The 17,337-nt window shown below is 41.5% G+C and carries 13 protein-coding genes; 5 read left to right on the forward strand and 8 right to left on the reverse strand.

Annotated elements, in window-relative coordinates:
- Positions 1-203: 203 nt before the first annotated feature.
- From pgi to ubiA, 3 genes are all read left to right on the forward strand, one after another.
- Positions 204-1,850, forward strand: coding sequence for a glucose-6-phosphate isomerase (gene pgi, locus PSE72_RS19310; RefSeq protein WP_115166468.1), 1,647 nt, complete (start codon positions 204-206; stop codon positions 1,848-1,850).
- Positions 1,851-2,185: 335 nt separating this feature from the next.
- Positions 2,186-2,689, forward strand: coding sequence for a chorismate lyase (gene ubiC / locus PSE72_RS19315; RefSeq protein ID WP_115166469.1), 504 nt, complete (start codon positions 2,186-2,188; stop codon positions 2,687-2,689).
- Between the two features lie 151 nt (positions 2,690-2,840).
- Positions 2,841-3,695 (forward strand): 4-hydroxybenzoate octaprenyltransferase, encoded by an 855-nt coding sequence (gene ubiA / locus PSE72_RS19320; protein WP_115166470.1) that lies wholly within the window; start codon positions 2,841-2,843, stop codon positions 3,693-3,695.
- 97 nt (positions 3,696-3,792) lie between these two features.
- On the opposite strand, the gene PSE72_RS19325 is transcribed toward ubiA, so the two are convergent.
- The 4 genes from PSE72_RS19325 to plsB form a co-directional block, all read right to left on the reverse strand.
- Positions 3,793-4,860 carry a hypothetical protein gene (locus PSE72_RS19325; protein ID WP_115166471.1) on the reverse strand — a complete coding sequence of 356 codons (1,068 nt, stop codon included), beginning with the start codon at positions 4,858-4,860 and terminating at the stop codon, positions 3,793-3,795.
- A 92-nt stretch (positions 4,861-4,952) separates the two neighbouring features.
- Positions 4,953-5,723, reverse strand: a complete 771-nt coding sequence (locus PSE72_RS19330; RefSeq protein WP_115166472.1) for a ZirU family protein — start codon at positions 5,721-5,723, stop codon at positions 4,953-4,955.
- A gap of 50 nt (positions 5,724-5,773) precedes the next feature.
- Complete coding sequence (locus PSE72_RS19335) at positions 5,774-7,741, reverse strand: inverse autotransporter beta domain-containing protein (protein WP_198641970.1); 1,968 nt, start codon at positions 7,739-7,741, stop codon at positions 5,774-5,776.
- A 930-nt stretch (positions 7,742-8,671) separates the two neighbouring features.
- Entirely contained in the window at positions 8,672-11,155 is a 2,484-nt protein-coding gene (gene plsB, locus PSE72_RS19340) for a glycerol-3-phosphate 1-O-acyltransferase PlsB (protein WP_115166474.1), read from the reverse strand.
- 126 nt (positions 11,156-11,281) lie between these two features.
- Here plsB and PSE72_RS19345 point away from each other — a divergent pair, with 126 nt between their 5' ends.
- Both PSE72_RS19345 and lexA read left to right on the forward strand, forming a co-directional pair.
- Positions 11,282-11,656 (forward strand): diacylglycerol kinase, encoded by a 375-nt coding sequence (locus PSE72_RS19345; protein ID WP_004915220.1) that lies wholly within the window; start codon positions 11,282-11,284, stop codon positions 11,654-11,656.
- Positions 11,657-11,792: 136 nt separating this feature from the next.
- Positions 11,793-12,410, forward strand: a complete 618-nt coding sequence (gene lexA, locus PSE72_RS19350; RefSeq protein ID WP_004915217.1) for a transcriptional repressor LexA — start codon at positions 11,793-11,795, stop codon at positions 12,408-12,410.
- Positions 12,411-12,568: 158 nt separating this feature from the next.
- Here lexA and zur read toward each other — a convergent pair whose 3' ends face one another.
- From zur to PSE72_RS19370, 4 genes are all read right to left on the reverse strand, one after another.
- Positions 12,569-13,084, reverse strand: coding sequence for a zinc uptake transcriptional repressor Zur (gene zur / locus PSE72_RS19355; RefSeq protein ID WP_004915213.1), 516 nt, complete (start codon positions 13,082-13,084; stop codon positions 12,569-12,571).
- Between the two features lie 463 nt (positions 13,085-13,547).
- Positions 13,548-15,542 carry a TonB-dependent receptor plug domain-containing protein gene (locus PSE72_RS19360; protein WP_004915208.1) on the reverse strand — a complete coding sequence of 665 codons (1,995 nt, stop codon included), beginning with the start codon at positions 15,540-15,542 and terminating at the stop codon, positions 13,548-13,550.
- A gap of 132 nt (positions 15,543-15,674) precedes the next feature.
- Entirely contained in the window at positions 15,675-16,520 is an 846-nt protein-coding gene (gene modD, locus PSE72_RS19365) for a ModD protein (RefSeq protein WP_115166475.1), read from the reverse strand.
- Positions 16,517-17,335: a class I SAM-dependent methyltransferase gene (locus PSE72_RS19370; RefSeq protein ID WP_115166476.1), complete on the reverse strand. Its 819-nt coding sequence runs from the start codon at positions 17,333-17,335 to the stop codon at positions 16,517-16,519. The genes modD and PSE72_RS19370 overlap by 4 nt, the downstream gene beginning before the upstream one ends.
- Positions 17,336-17,337 lie beyond the last annotated feature (2 nt).

The raw sequence follows: 17,337 nt of genomic DNA on the forward strand, positions 1-17,337 counted from the left end.
TCATTGAATTATTGAGGGCATATACCCGCAATTTTTTTAAGTGGTATGCATTGAAAGTGCGTATTTCAATAAAAGGGGTAATTAAGTCTGGAAAAGTGCGGCAGAATTGGGGAATATCAATATAACGCAGAAAACCGATAAGTCTCGTTTTCGTGACGAGGTACAATCTATTTCTATTTAATATTATTTGGAGAGTGTTATCCATGAGATGTATTAATCCAAGCCAAACGGCTGCATGGCGGGCGCTAGAGCAACATTTTGCGCAAATGAAAAATGTCCATATGCGCGATTTGTTTGCACAGGATAAAGACCGCTTTACTCATTTTTCGGCGACGTTCGATGGTCAAATCTTAGTGGATTTCTCCAAAAATAGAATTACACAAGAAACATTGAAACATTTATTAGCCTTAGCAAAAGAAACAGAGCTAGAAAGCGCCATCAACAGCATGTTCCAAGGTGAGAAAATTAACCGTACTGAAGACCGTGCGGTATTACATACTGCTTTGCGCAACCGCGATAACACCCCTGTTTATGTCGATGGCAAAGATGTCATGCCTGAAGTGAATGCGGTATTGGATAAAATGCAGCAATTTAGTCAGCGCATTATCAGCGGTGATTGGAAAGGGTACACCGGTAAAGCGATTACTGATGTGGTGAACATCGGTATTGGTGGTTCTGACCTTGGTCCATTTATGGTGACAGAAGCACTACGACCATACAAAAACCACCTAAATATGCACTTTGTATCGAATGTGGATGGTACACAAATTGCGGAAACGCTGAAAAAACTGAACCCAGAAACGACACTGTTTTTAATTGCGTCTAAAACATTCACTACGCAAGAGACAATGACTAATGCGCATTCAGCTCGTGATTGGTTCTTGGCTGCAGCAAAAGATGAAAGCCAAGTTGCTAAGCATTTTGTGGCGCTTTCAACGAATAGCGAAGAAGTTGCGAAATTTGGTATTGATACCAACAATATGTTTGAATTCTGGGATTGGGTTGGTGGCCGCTATTCATTATGGTCAGCAATTGGTTTATCGATTATTTTATCGGTTGGCTTTGATAATTTCGTTCAATTATTGAGCGGCGCCCATGCGATGGATAAACATTTTACCCAAACTCCATTAGAAAAAAACATCCCAGTGTTGTTGGGTTTAATTGGCATTTGGTACAACAATTTTTTTGAAGCAGAAACTGAAGCGATTCTGCCATACGACCAATACATGCATCGCTTTGCCGCATACTTCCAACAAGGCAATATGGAGTCGAACGGTAAATATATTGGTCGTGATGGAAAACCTGTTACTTATCAAACTGGTCCAATTATTTGGGGGGAGCCAGGAACCAATGGCCAACATGCGTTTTATCAGTTGATCCACCAAGGAACGAAGATGATCCCATGTGATTTTATCGCACCTGCGGTAACTCATAACCCGTTAGGGGATCACCATGAAAAATTGTTATCGAATTTCTTTGCGCAAACCGAAGCACTAGCATTTGGTAAAACGCGTGAAGTGGTCGATGCTGAATTTGCTGCACAAGGCAAATCAGTGGCCGATATGGAATATGTGGCACCGTATAAAGTATTTGAAGGTAACCGCCCAACGAACTCGATTTTACTCAAAGAAGTTACGCCATATTCATTAGGTGCGTTAATCGCGATGTATGAGCATAAAATCTTTACTCAAGGGGCGATTTTAAACATCTTTACTTTCGACCAATGGGGGGTTGAATTAGGTAAACAGCTCGCAAGCCGTATCCTGCCTGAATTAGAAAATAGTGATACCGTGAGTAGCCATGATAGTTCAACCAATGGTTTGATTAATAGCTATAAAGCTTGGCGATAAATTACTAACGTATTATTTAAATACTTCAATATAAGGTAGGAGCTTCCTGCCTTATATTGTTTAGTCGACATTTTGTTTAATTGAACGATTGTTTAATCGACTATTTTTCAAGCAAATAAATCTAGTTTGTTACGATATTAATGAATTTTATTATTATCGATAACTCGTTAGTATTTAAAAAATTTTTCACTATATTTTTACATTTTGTGTTGAAAATGTGACTTTTTATATAAATTGTTAGCTAACTTTAACCTTGTCGTAAAACAACGTGATATCCTATTGTGTAAGAAATACAGTAAATCATAACCATGTTATTCATGGTGGAATTTTAAGTAATGGATGAAACGCTTTTTACTTCTCAGCCGATTCACTGGCTGGCGGAGAACGATAAAATAGTGCCTGCCAATGTATTAGATTGGCTATTAGAGCTCGGCTCCATGACAAAACGTTTTGAGCAGCATAGCCAGCAAGTTACCGTGATACCTTATTTAGAGCGCTATATAACACAAGATAAGCTGAGTGCAGATGAAATGCTGTCTTTACCTGAAAGCCAACGTTATTGGGTCAGAGAAGTTGTCATGTATGGAGATGGTATCCCTTGGTTACTGGGCCGAACGATAATCCCTGAAGAAACACTGACTGATGATGACCAGCAACTGGTAGATATTGGGAGAATGCCGTTAGGGCGTTATTTATTTAGCCGTGACAGCTTAACTCGAGATTATATTCATATTGGTTCTTGCGCAAACCGTTGGGTACGTTGTTCTCGGTTAAGATTATCGGATAAACCCTTACTATTAACAGAAATATTTTTACCTGAATCACCTGCATATCGTTAACTATTCTAAATATTTTGAATTTTCAGGTCTCTGCAATGACACTATGCCAACAAATATAAATCAGTAAGTTGCAGATGTTGGTGGTATTAAAATATACCCAATTTGAAGTATTATGGAATTCGAAAAGGAGCACGACAAAGTGGAGGGAAGTATGACGCTCAGTAAATGGCATGCATACAGCCGTTTAATGCGTATTGATAGACCCATTGGTTCACTGTTGCTATTGTGGCCGACATATTGGGCATTATGGATTGCGGCTCAAGGTACGCCAAGTTTACATCTTTTAATTGTATTTACTGCCGGTGTATTTTTTATGCGTGCAGCTGGTTGTGTTATTAATGACTTTGCTGACCGCCATTTTGATGGTCATGTGGAACGCACCAAACATCGCCCATTACCTAGTGGGGATGTGACGGAAAAAGAAGCTAAAATTTTGTTTGCAAGTTTAGTGGGTGTGTCCTTCTTGCTGGTTTTAACTTTAAATTTAATGACAATTTGGTTGTCGATTGCGGCGCTTGCTTTGGCATGGATTTACCCTTTTGTTAAAAGAGTCAGTCATTTACCTCAGGTTGTACTGGGCGCAGCATTTGGCTGGTCGATTCCAATGGCTTTCTCTGCGGTGGGTGAAACACTCCCGTTAGTATGCTGGGTATTGTTTTTCATAAATATTATTTGGTCAGTGATTTACGACACGCAATATGCCATGGTTGACCGTGACGATGATTTAAAAATCGGCGTGAAATCAACAGCCATTTTATTTGGCCAGTATGACAAATTAATTATTGGGTTACTGCAATTACTGATGGTCGGCTTGCTGGTGGCTGTGGGATCATTGGCTGCTCTGGGGAGCATTTACTATTTTTCTCTGGCGCTGGTTGTGGGGTTATTTGTTTATCAGCAAAAACTGATGGTCAATAGAGAGCGTGCTCCCTGTTTTAAAGCTTTTATGAATAATAACTATGTTGGTTTTATCTTATTTGTCGGAATTTTTTTGAGTTATTGGTAAACAGGTTGTTGACGATTAACAGGAGCATGCTTTTCAGCTTTTCCTCTCAATGTCTGGAAAAACCCTAACCAAATGGCTAGGGTTTTAAGTGAGCAAATTACCGACGCTGCAGTACTATTTTAGGCGATGTCGCGTGGGCAAATTTGCCGTTTGGAAAATCAACGCGGACCACAAGATAAATAGTTTCCCCGATACTGGATCTTGCATTATCTCCAAACTTTATAGTGTTTCCGTCGTCAGTAACAATTGAACCACTGTAAGTCTTCTTACCAACCTGATACTTTTCTGTCACATTGATATTTCCGTTCTTGTATTCACTGATGATTATTGATATCGGTTTGCCATAACCGAGGTGCGAATAATTTATCACCATATTGTACCCATATCCGGAGCGATTCCCTATTTGGTTGCCGTTATATATTTCTACTAGATGTGATGGTATTGCTTTAGCTACAGTGACCTTCTTCGATTGAGCTTGCGCACCTGTACTCGGTGTTCCGCTTGATGAGCGAGGGATGACATTGAAATAAATTTCACACCCTATATCTGCATCTTGTATGTGATAAGTTCTGCTTGTTGATATCGCCTGATGATTCTTGTTACGCAAACAGAACCACTCGAAACTGGTTCCACTCTCAGGATCGCTCGGGCTGTCCCCATCATGGTAGCGATAATTTCCGGTCAGTAATCCACCAGGCTCTGGCTGACCATCAATTTTCACATCATGAGCTTCTGGTGCCAGCCCTCTAGTAGTGAGAGTTGATGAAGTGAATATAGCGCCAGTTGCTGGTTCTGTGATTTTAGGGTCGGTTTGTGGCGTGACCTCGACCGACAGTTGTTTTCCATTGCCATCGCCGGGGACGAGTTTATAGCTATTTCGCGTGGCTCCTGAAATATTTTTACCATCGAGTTTCCATTGAAAAAGTGATGTTTCTAATGCATCCTTATCTGCATCCGTTATCTTTGGATCAGCGGTGACCGTGTCATTAACGGCGGGTGTCTTATTATTAAATTGAACATCAGTCACGACAGGTGCATGACCGATAACGGGAAGCGTTTGGGTATTGACTTCGATCACAGAAGCGGATACGCCTCCTACGATGACCAATCCTGCTGCCAACGTTATCAGACGAATAAGGGGGATAATTTTTGTCCTCTCTGCCATTTTATGAATATCCTCTTCTGTTATCGCAGTGTGTTATGGGTGCTTATTATCAAAAATACCGCAGCGAAATGTTTCGCTGCGGGGGATAGTGATTATTTGTTCGAAACGATAACCTGAATTTTACGTTTCTGCTCTGTGCCCTTAACCGTGTATGTTGCTGTGGTTGCACCTGAAATATCTGTGTATTTGCTCGAATTCACAGAGTCTTGAATCTGCCACTTGTAAGTCAGGTTATTATCACAGGTCCCGTGACAGGTGACATTTGCTTTCAGCGAATCACCAACCAGCGGTCGTGACCCAGCTCCAGTGAGACCCGAAATAGTTACTGATTTCACGATATTGCCATTCACTGTTGGGATATTAGTGCCGCCCAATATTGTCTTACCACTGATATCGATGAAGGTTGCTGCTGCTACGGCTACACTCTCTGACGGCTCCGTCTTAGCTGGATCCGTTTTTGCGACGGCCTTAACGGTAATGTTTTTACCTAACAACGCCGATGTCAGTTTCAGCATGTCTCTCGTTTGCCCTGCAATAACATTTTTGCCGTCATGCCATTCATAGACGATAGACACTAGTGTATCGTTGTCTTTATCACTGAAGTCAAAACCTGACGCTTTCAACTCATCATTCTCACCTAATACACCGTCATTGTTCTTATCTGTGGCCGTGATGGTACCCGCTTTTAGCTCTGGTGCATGACCAATAACCGCAGTTGTTGCTGGGGAGGTTATCGAGATCGGAGCCTGAGTCGTGGCAGCGAGTGCCGATGTACCAAAAGTCATGCCTAACATGGCTCCCGCAATCAGGACAGATAGGTTGTTTTTGCGGATCATTGGGGTTTGTTGATTTTTGTTGCTCATCTAATTATTACCTTATATTTTAAATTTATTAAGTTGCCCTATAGGCGTATTTATTGTGCGGTCGCTCGCAACCTGCGTTTTTGCGTGTCTGCGGTGACTGTATATGTCATGGCTGTAGCGCCATTAATCGCTTGATACTGTCCTGATCCTTGTATTGTCTCCACTTCCCATTGCCAAGCTGTCGGCAAAATGCAGTTGACTTGGCACTCTGGTGTTGCTGTTAGGACATCCCCAACGACGGGGCGCTTTTTTATAACACTGCCGTTATGAAATATTTGTAATCCTACGGGGGCTGCCATCACTTCTATTTTTGTTGACGCTAGATTGATCCCCTCTACCTTCGGACTAAAAATGAGGGTGCCCGGCAATTTTCCAGTGGTGATGGTGGTGGTATAAACACCCGGTGCCGTTTCTTTCAACGCCTCCAACTTAACGCCACTTTGCGAAGGCGATAGTGATGACCCGCCTTTTTGTGTCGTGAAGGCGAACGGCAACTGAATCGATGAAGCCAATTTAGTCATCGGTGCATTCTGCTCATCCCGCATCGTCAGCGTTAATACCTCCGACTGATCGACATTCAGTACACCTGATCCAACAGTCAAACTCGAGTAGCGGTTAGAAAACCCTGCGTCGACAATCACTTTTATATAGGCCGGTTTTGATGCATTTCCCTTTCCATCCCATGCAATAGCACTTAGGGTATAAGTATTGCTTTTACCCGCCTGCCAAGCAGGTAGGCGAATTTGCCAAGCTGTTAAACTTTTGCCAACAGACTGTACTTTCCCACCGTTGGATGAAAACTCTGTCAGCATTCCCCATTTCACACGTTCAGCACCATATTTCGCTTTTAAGATAGCGCTCAGTGACTGTAGGCTGGCACCTCGACCACGGATTTCCTGCGGCAGTATTAAACTGATCAAATCCTGTTTACGGTATTCGAGTACAATGTTGTTATTGCGCTCAACCAGTGCCATTAGGCTGCCTGAGAGCGAACGCAGGCGAGCAACTGAACTCGATGATATTTGGTCTTTCCAAGGCACACCGAATGAATAGGTCAGTTGTGCCTGAAGTTGCAGATCATCAGTTCCTTGTCCTGTACGCCAGTCAGCCCCAAGGGTAATTAATGGAATAGGTGTGTAATTCAACCCTACAGTCATTGTTTTTGGCGACTTACTACGAGAGTCCTTACCTTTCATTGCCACTTCATCACCGAAATATTGTTCATATTTCAGTTTGCCACCAAGTTGTGGATAAGATGGCAACCAAGCACTGGCGGTCATATCAAATCCGTTGGCGGGGCGTTCATCGTAGTCGTCAAAATCCCGTGACTGATGCCAGTTGTTGAGTCGCAGATAACCATTGGTTGAAAAGCGTAGATTATCGGACCACAATTCTCCGCCAATACCGAGTCGGCTGTTCCCACCTGTAATATCAGCGTCATAAAAGGTGTTGACGCCATACATCCATTGCTCATTGAACCGACGAGCGCCCACTCCTAAGTTTAGGGTGGTGCGATCATTAAGGTTCCGACCTCCTAACTGGGTGAACACCAGCCAATCTGGGTTTTGATATACAGGTAACAGCATGTCGGCAGACAGCGTACTTTGTGACAGTTTATCTCCCGGCTGTACACTAATTTGTGCGGTACCATATTGATTTAACCAACTCTCCATGGTTGATGACGCTGTGCTCACCGCCATATCCTTGGCCTGTTTAGTCAGGTACTCCTCTGCACTTTGTGTGTTCATCGCTTGGAAAAAGTTAGGGGCAGTTTGGGCCAACCAGTTCTCAATTTCACTATCTGAGTCGTTTACTTGTACACCTTTCTTCGTCGTTTTATCTGTCGTATTGGCGATGTAAGTGCTTGGTACATCGATTTGATCTCCAGCTGAAAGTTGTTCAAAAGCGCGGGCGAAATTGCGTTTTTGATTTAATGTTTTTAATTCCTCCACTGTCAGATTGTATTGATGAGCCACACTGTGAACGGTCTCTCCTGTCTGCAGGTGGTAAGGCTTCACTTTGATTCCATCTACAAACCCAGTAGCAAAGACTGAACCAGTTGGTATGATGGATACGGACAGTAAAACGGGAATCAATAAGGGCATCTGAGATGATTTGATACTGTAACGGTTAATACCAAAAATCATTTATTTATTCCTTTTATTCCTTCCTTTAAGTCGTTGTTTCCATAATTAGGATATTTCCATTGTGAATAAATGAACTATCAAAGGTGCTAAACACCAATAATAGAGTGAGATAAGCAGATATTGAGTTGCTGTTATAAATTTCAGTTATGTAATCTAATGCCTCATTTTGGTGGCGGATGTTAATACTCGACTCAATGATTGCATTTCGTCTTGCGGTGAAATTTATATATTTAGATTGATAATGTGAACGTACTTGTTTGGACTAAATAAGAAGTCATAGAGAGTGGGATTAATTAAGAAATAATAATTTATTATGAATTGAAATTATTTTTTGATATTTACCATATTTCAAACTGTGTGTTTTTTTTAATTTATTTGTTATTTATCAATTTGTTATTTATCAATTTGTTATTTTGGGTTTTGGCGGCTTTTCTTTTATTAAAATAATATTGAATACACATAAAAATCGCCTATCCTTCTAGCTATCAATATTAGGTATTGGCTGTTTTGGTTAGTGTGGCGGAATTCGATACTTTTTCAGTGAGTCCTATATCTAGGAACCAAAAGTAAGCGCCATTGGTTTAGATTTCTTTAACGAAGCGATGCTCAGAGATAATACTAGATAAATAATTCAGCAACATCACCTTGATTAATCGAACTCAGTGGTTTCAAAAAACAATTCATCATTGGTGCGGCACTTCGAATTATTTAGGACATAGATTATTGTTAGCACTAGCTCTATTAAATAAAATGGGTAATGTGAATAACATTACCCCTTTTACTTATTTAGCTCCAAGATTTCTAGTCTGCATTTGTTTCAGCTTCTGTATTCTTCTCTATCGCAGTGGAAAACTCATCGTCTTGGCTAACACTTTCAATAGTTAAACGGATCTCAGGTGACATCAAGCGAGCCAGAACGGCATACAGTTTCTGTGCATTGGTAACAAAGATATCATTTTCATTATTATCAATGTAGCCTTCCTCCCTTAGGGTATCGACCAATGTCGAGAATACCGCTTTATCAAAGAATTCAGGAGCGTTAATACCGTGTAAAACAGAAAGGCGTTGCGCAAGGATACGACTTTGTTTTTCCAGTGTATTACGGCTGATTTCTGGACTCGCATTGAGTAATGATAATGTGATTGCATAACGTTGCAAAGTCTCACGAACGCCTGCTGCTAAGAGCTGTAATGGGCGAATACGGCGAGGATTTAGCATCACCACATCATCTTCTTTTAAGCAAATTAGCTTTTGGTTATTCAGTTCATCAATTAGTGTATCTACCGTCTCATGTAGCTCATCACTGTTATAACGCATAAACAGTTCTGTTTTTAAGAATGGGTAAATTTGGCCTACTTGATAGTGAATGTCTTGGCGGCTAATGCGTTCATGGTGTAACACAATGCTAGTTATTAGCGATGGTAATACTAATAAATGATGGATATTGTTACGGTAATAGGTCATCAAGACGGCATTTTCGCGAGGAAGAATGATAATATCCCCCATGCTGTCTTTTTCGACTTCAAATTTATCCATTTGCAAAGCATGTTCTAACAATTGCTCGGCCGTTTTATTTGGCGTTGTAGCATCTGCGGTGTATGGCACATTGCGTAATAATTGCAGGTAACAGTCGACTTGTTCAACTAGTTGCTCACGAGTCAGTGAGCGTTGACGAGAAGCCAGTAACGCAGTCGCACACAGGTTAATCGCATTGGCTGCGGCTGCATTATTAATATTGACCATAATGTTATCAGCTAACGAACTGACCGTTGGGTTTAGCCAAGTTGGTCTTTGTGGTTCGATAGGGTCGATAGAGTCGCGCCAATCAGGTACACGCTGGCTGAGATAGTGTGGAAGCGAAATTGGCTGACCAAAGTTAACATAGCCTTGGCCTAGGTTGCGCAATTTACGTAAGCCGCGAACCATAGAGAAAAAGCCTTCTTTCTCTTTTTCTGCACCGCGCAGTTCTTTGGCGTAAGTACCCACTTCCATCACATGCTCATACCCGATGTAGATAGGAACAATGGTGATAGGGCGTGAGTCACCGCGCAACATCGCTTGTAACGTCATGGAGAGAGTACCCGTCTTAGGCTGTAACAAACGACCGGTACGTGAGCGCCCACCTTCCACAAAGTACTCGATGGAGTAACCTCGTGCAAATAGCTCACTTAAATATTCGCGGAAAACGGTCGAATACAGTTTATTGCCTTTGAACGTTCGGCGAATAAAAAAAGCCCCTAAACGACGGAAAATAGGCCCAGCAGGCCAGAAATTGAGGTTGATCCCCGCGGCAATATGGGGTGGAACTAGCCCTTGATGGTATAGCACATATGAGAGCAGTAAGTAGTCCATATGGCTACGGTGGGATGGCACATAAACAATTTCATGGCCGTCTTGTGCTAGCTGGCGGACTCGTTCAGCGTGCTGAACATTAATGCCTTGATAAAGGCGATTCCAAGTCCAACTAAGAACCCTATCCGTTAAACGTACTGCTTCATAAGAGAAATTGGCTGCGATTTCTTCCATCATCCCAACGGCATTTTGCTGAGCTTTTTTGAGTGGAATTTTTTTACTGCGCGCTTCGTCTTCAACGGCTTTTTCAATTGCTTTTGACGTCAATAACTTATTAAACAGCTCATAACGTGCAGGGAGTTTAGGCCCAACTGCTGCGAGACGTTGGCGCGAATAGTGAATACGTGCGACACGAGCAAGTTTGTTGGCAATAATGGTGTCTGTACCGTGGTCTTGTGCCATTTTCCCAATTGAGACAATCGGAGATAAACGTACGAAGCTGTCACGTCCTAACCATAAAACGGCGAAGAATTTTTGGATGCCATTTAACAGTTTCAGTGGTGGTGCTGGGGTATGGCCTTCACGGCCAGGTGAACGCCCAAACATCACGGATGCCGGTAGCATTTGAATATCTAGATTTGGGTTGTTTTTATGCAAATCTAAATAAGCATGGAATGTTTTTACTGAATCCTTACGTGGATTCGGTGAATAATAGCGAAAAACACGTGGGCCATCATCGATAAAAACGTAGGCCGGAAGCTTCGTTCCATTGATATCATTGTCGACTAGCGGGTCTGGCAGACCAATAGCTAAGCATTGGTGCCGTAGCGTGAGGAGGTCAGACTTCGAATGATAAGGTAATACGTATAGGGTTGGCCTGTTGACATCAAGCTGCAACTCAGTGATGGGATCCGAAGGAATTAGTTTACTTTTTACCAATAATTTAAGTGGTAAATTCAACGTGTTGTAATATATTTTACGCCATAGTGACATAAATGATTATAGCCTCTTGTTAACAATGCTGCGCAATCATACCAGAAATACATGGTTAGATCTGTTACTGACAATTCACTTTGACCGTAAAAATCGATTATTGTTTGTATTTTTTAAGGAATAAATATGGCGAGTCAAGTTAAGGGCTTCACGCGAGTGATTAAAGCTGCGGGGTATTCCCTTAAAGGTTTGAAGGCAGCTTGGGTTAATGAAGCCGCATTTAGGCAAGAATCTGTTGCTGCAATTATCGCGATTTTTATCGCATTTTATTTAGATATCAGCTATATAGATAGGATTTTGTTAGTGAGTTCTGTTGTTCTGGTGGCAATAGTCGAATTACTGAATAGCGCGATAGAAGCCGTAGTTGACCGTATCGGAAGTGAATATCATGAACTTTCAGGGAGAGCTAAAGATATTGGTTCTGCCGCGGTATTTGTGAGTATCGGTTTAGCGTTGTTTATTTGGGTACTCGTATTATGGCAGCGCTATTTCCCTGGTTAAGGTGTTTGGTTACTTAATCAGGTAAAAAGAAAATAAATCGATAACAAATGCTTAAATTGAGCGATTTAACTGTTCCAAATCTTCATTTACCTGTATATACTCACAGCTTGACTGTATAAACAAACAGGGGAACGGAATGAAAGCACTGACGGCTCGACAACAGCAGGTTTACGATCTAGTGCGTGACCACATTTCGCAGACGGGTATGCCTCCTACACGCGCTGAGATAGCAGCAAGCCTTGGTTTTCGTTCGCCTAATGCGGCAGAAGAACATTTAAAGGCCTTAGCGCGTAAAGGGGTTATTGAAATCGTCTCAGGTGCATCTCGAGGTATTCGTCTGCTTCTTGAAGAAGAAACCGAAGATCAGGGGTTGCCTTTGATTGGGCGTGTTGCCGCTGGCGAACCATTATTAGCACAGGAACATATTGAGAGCCACTATCAAGTTGACCCTGAGCTGTTTAAACCACATGCAGATTTCTTATTGCGTGTGAATGGGATGTCCATGAAAGATATTGGTATTATGGATGGCGATTTATTAGCTGTGCATAAAACACAAAATGTACATAACGGGCAAGTAGTGGTTGCACGTATCGAAGATGAAGTCACTGTTAAACGTTTTAAGCAACAGGGTAACCGTGTTGAGTTAATAGCAGAAAACCCAGAATTCGAACCTATTGTTGTTGACTTGCGTCAGCAAAATTTCACTATTGAAGGTTTAGCGGTTGGGGTTATTCGTAACAGTGATTGGTATTAATTTTCGTTAGCAACCAGCTGTGTTACAGACGGTGAAGACGATTGCAGGCAGATTTCATGGTTTTATTCTGAAGTCTGCCTGTTTTGTTTCCTTTCTTATATTTTTCTCTTCTCTATTTTCTCTTTGCATTTCATCAAACGATCTAGCAGTCCGGCTATTTACTTTTTCTTAGGGGTTACAGGTTGTTCGTGGTTATGATGACAATGTTCATGATCTTGGCAGCTATTCACTTCGTCGCAATTTTTACATAAACCATGGTTTTCCACTACGGTATGCCTTAAGCGGAATTGGTGTTCATCTGCCAAATTAATAATTGCGGCTTCTATCGTTGTGCAATCACTTTCCGTTACGCTTCCGCACTGGTCGCAAATTAACATAACAGAGATATGGCTTGGGTTATCAAAATGGTGACAAACAACATAGCTGTTGGTTGATTCGATTTTATGGATAAAACCTTGCTCCATTAAGAACTCAAGGCCACGATAAACGGTAGGTGGCTTAGCCTGAGGTTCAATTTCACGTAGTAAGTCGAGTAAATCATAAGCACTGATCGCACCATGCTGTTGTGCTATTAGGCTCAATACCGTTTCTCTCTGTGGTGTCAACCTGACGCCTCTTGATTGGCAAATATGTTCTGCCATCGCAAGAACTTTTTTTTCACTCATCTTTTCCATTTTACTGACCCCACCCGTTGAAAAATGCAAATGTTTACTGCACACAAGTTTATCACAGTTTCTTGAACTATTGAGAATCAAGAGATGAATGCGGTGCTATCAAAAAATTTTAGCTTTGCTGAGTATTTTTTAACTAATAAAGAAAATATAGGGAATAATAAATGAAATATAAAAAATGATATTTAATTTTATTTAAAAATAAACAGATAAAATGAAACATATATTAAACAAATGTATTGTAAATGCATAACTCATGATGAACAATTAATTGAAAGATTTAGTTTTAATTTGATGTGATTTCAATTAAGACTTATCTTACCTTTAATTTACAACCTTCTTTTCTCACCCTCTAAAGCTTACTTTATGGGGTTAATGTTTATTATTTTTGCAGGAGCACAGATTAATCTTATTTTATTTATATATTATTAGGCAATGATTAAAGTCATTGCCTAATATATTTAGATTAGTATTTATATTCAATACCTAACCAATAATTACGACCTTCTTCGATATACCCATTAGTATATTCATATGACTTATCGAATAAGTTATTAACTGATGTATTAACAGATATTCCTTGTCCAAAGTCATAATCTAAACGTAGGTCAGTTTTAGCATATCCACGCACTTTGCTATCTGCATCGACATAATTAAAGGCCCAGCTTCTTGCTTCTTCGGTTACAGTGATGCTAAATGGCTCATAAGGGGTAAATTTCACCCAAGCGAAGGCTTTGTGGGTAGGTAATTCAGCAACATGTTTAACGCTGTAGTGTTTTGGATCAGCATGAATGTAGCCGTAACTTAAACCCGCTTCCAACCAATCGGTAATTTGCCCGTTAGTCCCTAAATCAATGCCAAAGTAGTCAACTTTGCCGCTGTTACGATTTTCGAGTATATAACCTCCATCCTGATTAGTACCGACACGATGCGCCATAATGGCATCAGTTACATGGTTATAATAGAGACTTGAAGTATATGACCAAGTGGGTGAGATATGTCCCTTGTAAGTCAAATCATAGGTAAGAGCACGCTCAGTATCGATATGTGGGTTAATGACGAATGTGTCGTCACTTTTCATTTTTTCTTTGGTATAACGCTCTTTTTGCGTTGGGAAACGGCTTCTTTCTGATATAGAAAATTGAACGGTATCTTTATTTTCTAAATGATAGCGAGCCATGACTTCCCAGTTGAACGCATGTTGGCTATTGCCATCGTATTTTTCAAAATCACCAGATTTGTAATCATAGCGCTTACCGTCAGCACTTTTGCGCCAGTCATAGCCAATACCACCAATAATATCTAAGTTATCCATGGCAACCCATTGATATTCGGTAGCAATAGAATAGGTATTATCTTTATAGCGGTCGAATGGGACATCTCTTTTGGCGCGTGCACGGTGGACATCTTCTTTCCAGTGTGCAGCAAATGACAGCATATCTAATTCACGCACGGTGAAGTCAACACGCATGTCAGCACCGTTACTGTAATCATCGTAACGGCTGTAGTTATAAAGGCCTTTTTCGTAATCTTTGACAGATTTATACTGATGAAGCGTATTTTTGAACGTATCGTGGTATAGGCGACTCTGTAAGGCGATATCGTCGGTGACTTGGGTTGTACCGTTGAAATAAATGCTTTCTTTATCATAAGCAGGCCACTGCCAAATTTGTTGTTTTTTATTCGTTACGCTAGGTGGACTATTTTTATCACCCTCTTGTTTTAAATAAGTCACGACGTATTCATCTGCTTCTCGTGGTGTCCAGCCTACTTTCACCATCATACGTTTGTCATCAGTTGCTGAATTCGGGCGACGGCCATTATTACCCGCTAATGGGTTATTATTTTCTGAGCCCGGTATTCCCATAAAGCGCTGCTTATATTGACTGCCACTGACTTGAATAAAGCCGAGATCGTTACGCCCCCCTAAACGTGCGCTGATATTGTGGGCGTTATCTGCACCGCGAGCAAAACCTTGGTTTAAGCTAATATTGGCTTCAAAGGGTTTTTGAGGCGTGGCGGTGGTTAAGTTGATAGCCCCGCCCATCAGGTTCGGGCCTTGTAATAGAGAGGTATAGCCGGTAGATAGCTCTACGCTGGCTAGCTCGCTAGTCATAAAGCGGCCAAGGTCTAGCGTACCGTCATAAGGCACGTAAGTTGGAATACCATCAAAGAAAATAGGTACTTGGCGGCTATCAAAACCACGTACATTGACTTGAGTTTCATTGCGGTTTCCTGATTTTTGAATAGAAACTCCTGGCATGGTACTCAGCGCCTGTGCGACGTTTGTTTTATTCAACTGCTTCATTTGGTTTTCTGTGATGATGTTAGCATCAGCGGCAAGCGGGGTGCTCCAAACGGACATCACATCGGTATTTTTTTCAGTGTTAGGTGAGGCTGCGTAGCCCTGTGTCGTGAATAAAGCCATCCCAATCCAATAGGTAATTTGTTTTATTTTCATTATGTCTTTCCAGTTTTGTAAATAACGATATATTATTTTTTATACAACGATATGCGTCATTAATCATAGGTGGATGCAGCCTACGGGGTAGGCTGTTTTTACGAACGGTTTTTCTGACGCTAACTTCTTAGCTTACTGCTTAAAGATCTTCACTTTTATATCTCGGGGTGCGGCGTAGTAAGGCGCTGATGTAACTAAGAGTGGCACACCAGTTTGCGCGAATGCTTCTATTGTTTTTAAATTAATTCCACCAGCAATGGATAACCGACAAGGTCGGTTTTGCTGCTTGGTGTGTTCTTGTAGTTGCTGAATTTGTTCAATGGGTAGTTTATCGAGTTGTACAATATCGGCTTGTGCATTGATGGCAAGAATGGCCTGCTCGTAATCATCTGCCTCAACAATAATCATTTTTTCTGGGGCCGCTTGGCGCAGTGTTTTTATATGGCTTGCCCAATCATCTGGATTTTCAAGGCATTGACGATGGTTGGTGAACAGTAAAATGCTTTCTGCGCTACCCGCTCGATGAATAATAGCGCCCCCTGCCAAAATCGCAGTTAAGGCAAGAGGCTTGGTATGAGGAATAGTTTTTCGAGTACACGCAAGCTGCCCATCCGGTTGATATTGGCGCAAAATACTGACCATTTGCTGGGTGTAGTGGCTGACACCACTACACCATTCAAGCACGTTTTGCACCGCTTTCCAGCCTTGATGCAAGGCTTCAATCGGCCCAGTGGCAGAAATTAAAACACTTTGCGGCTCAACAAGTTGGCCATCTTGAAAGTGGCAATCACAAGAGATCCCCAGCTTCTCTAGCATGCGTTTGGCGATATTCAGCCCACTGATACAACCTCCGAATTTGGATGTAAAGGTTATTACACCCATTTGAGAGTGCAAGCCGAGTGCCCGTGTGGTGAGGTCACCGTATTGAATGTCATCTAGCAGTAGTTGGTCGATTAATGTATCGGGTAGGTAAATCATAATGTCAGTTCCGATTCATCAACCACATCCCAAGATACCATCGCCCAATCTCTGGATGGATAAGGAATTGTTTTACCTAAAGCCGTTTGTTCATCATAGTACTTACGTAAGATAGCGGTTTCTTCTGGTGTGATATTTTTAAGAGACCAATTGACGCTGTCAGCGAAAGTGTCAAAGCTATCAAACCCACCTTTCTTAGGACTTTTGATAAAATCAACGCGCGCATTAATGCCCATTTGATGCAAAATATTCACGGCGTAAATGTAGGTTGGCAAACGAATAACTTCGCGGCCTATCTTGCGAATAATGTGTTCATCAATAAATGTTGGGTTGATGGTATGAGTGGTGTAAACCCGTAATTTTGTTTGGCGATTGAGCTTGAGTAAAGCGGCTTTTAAATCATCAACGAGTGTTGAACGCGATGCCACTGAAATATCCACTTTTGGCAATGAACTCCAATCATCTTCCCATGCGAGTACTTCAAAGCGTGCATGGTGAATAGCGAGTTCTTTTGCGCGCAGTTCAGCCATCTCAAGCATGCCACGACTATAATCAATACCAATAACATCTTTGAATTCATTCGCAAGACACAGACTGATGGAGCCAGGGCCGCAGCCCACATCAAGCAGTGTTTCAGCACCTGTTAAATCCATTAATTTGCGAAACTGGACTAAATATGGGTCATTGGGGTTAGCGCAAGTTTGCGCCATTTGTTGTGCTTTTTTATCCCAATGTTCCGGTTCTTTACGGCTTCGTTGAGCTTGTTGCATATGTTGCTGGTACATTTTTGCAAAATCGATTTGATTGATTAACATGG

It is taken from the genome of Providencia sp. PROV116 (assembly GCF_028482485.1).
Classification (GTDB): domain Bacteria; phylum Pseudomonadota; class Gammaproteobacteria; order Enterobacterales; family Enterobacteriaceae; genus Providencia; species Providencia rettgeri.

What these genes read in the sequence shown, in the direction of transcription:
- pgi (WP_115166468.1), top strand. Translation starts at nt 204, where the DNA reads ATGAGATGTATTAATCCAAGCCAAACGGCTGCATGGCGGGCGCTAGAG.
- ubiC (WP_115166469.1), top strand. Translation starts at nt 2,186, where the DNA reads ATGGATGAAACGCTTTTTACTTCTCAGCCGATTCACTGGCTGGCGGAG.
- ubiA (WP_115166470.1), top strand. Translation starts at nt 2,841, where the DNA reads ATGACGCTCAGTAAATGGCATGCATACAGCCGTTTAATGCGTATTGAT.
- PSE72_RS19325 (WP_115166471.1), bottom strand. Translation starts at nt 4,860, where the DNA reads ATGGCAGAGAGGACAAAAATTATCCCCCTTATTCGTCTGATAACGTTG.
- PSE72_RS19330 (WP_115166472.1), bottom strand. Translation starts at nt 5,723, where the DNA reads ATGAGCAACAAAAATCAACAAACCCCAATGATCCGCAAAAACAACCTA.
- plsB (WP_115166474.1), bottom strand. Translation starts at nt 11,155, where the DNA reads ATGTCACTATGGCGTAAAATATATTACAACACGTTGAATTTACCACTT.
- PSE72_RS19345 (WP_004915220.1), top strand. Translation starts at nt 11,282, where the DNA reads ATGGCGAGTCAAGTTAAGGGCTTCACGCGAGTGATTAAAGCTGCGGGG.
- lexA (WP_004915217.1), top strand. Translation starts at nt 11,793, where the DNA reads ATGAAAGCACTGACGGCTCGACAACAGCAGGTTTACGATCTAGTGCGT.
- zur (WP_004915213.1), bottom strand. Translation starts at nt 13,084, where the DNA reads ATGGAAAAGATGAGTGAAAAAAAAGTTCTTGCGATGGCAGAACATATT.
- PSE72_RS19360 (WP_004915208.1), bottom strand. Translation starts at nt 15,542, where the DNA reads ATGAAAATAAAACAAATTACCTATTGGATTGGGATGGCTTTATTCACG.
- modD (WP_115166475.1), bottom strand. Translation starts at nt 16,520, where the DNA reads ATGATTTACCTACCCGATACATTAATCGACCAACTACTGCTAGATGAC.
- PSE72_RS19370 (WP_115166476.1), bottom strand. Translation starts at nt 17,335, where the DNA reads ATGTTAATCAATCAAATCGATTTTGCAAAAATGTACCAGCAACATATG.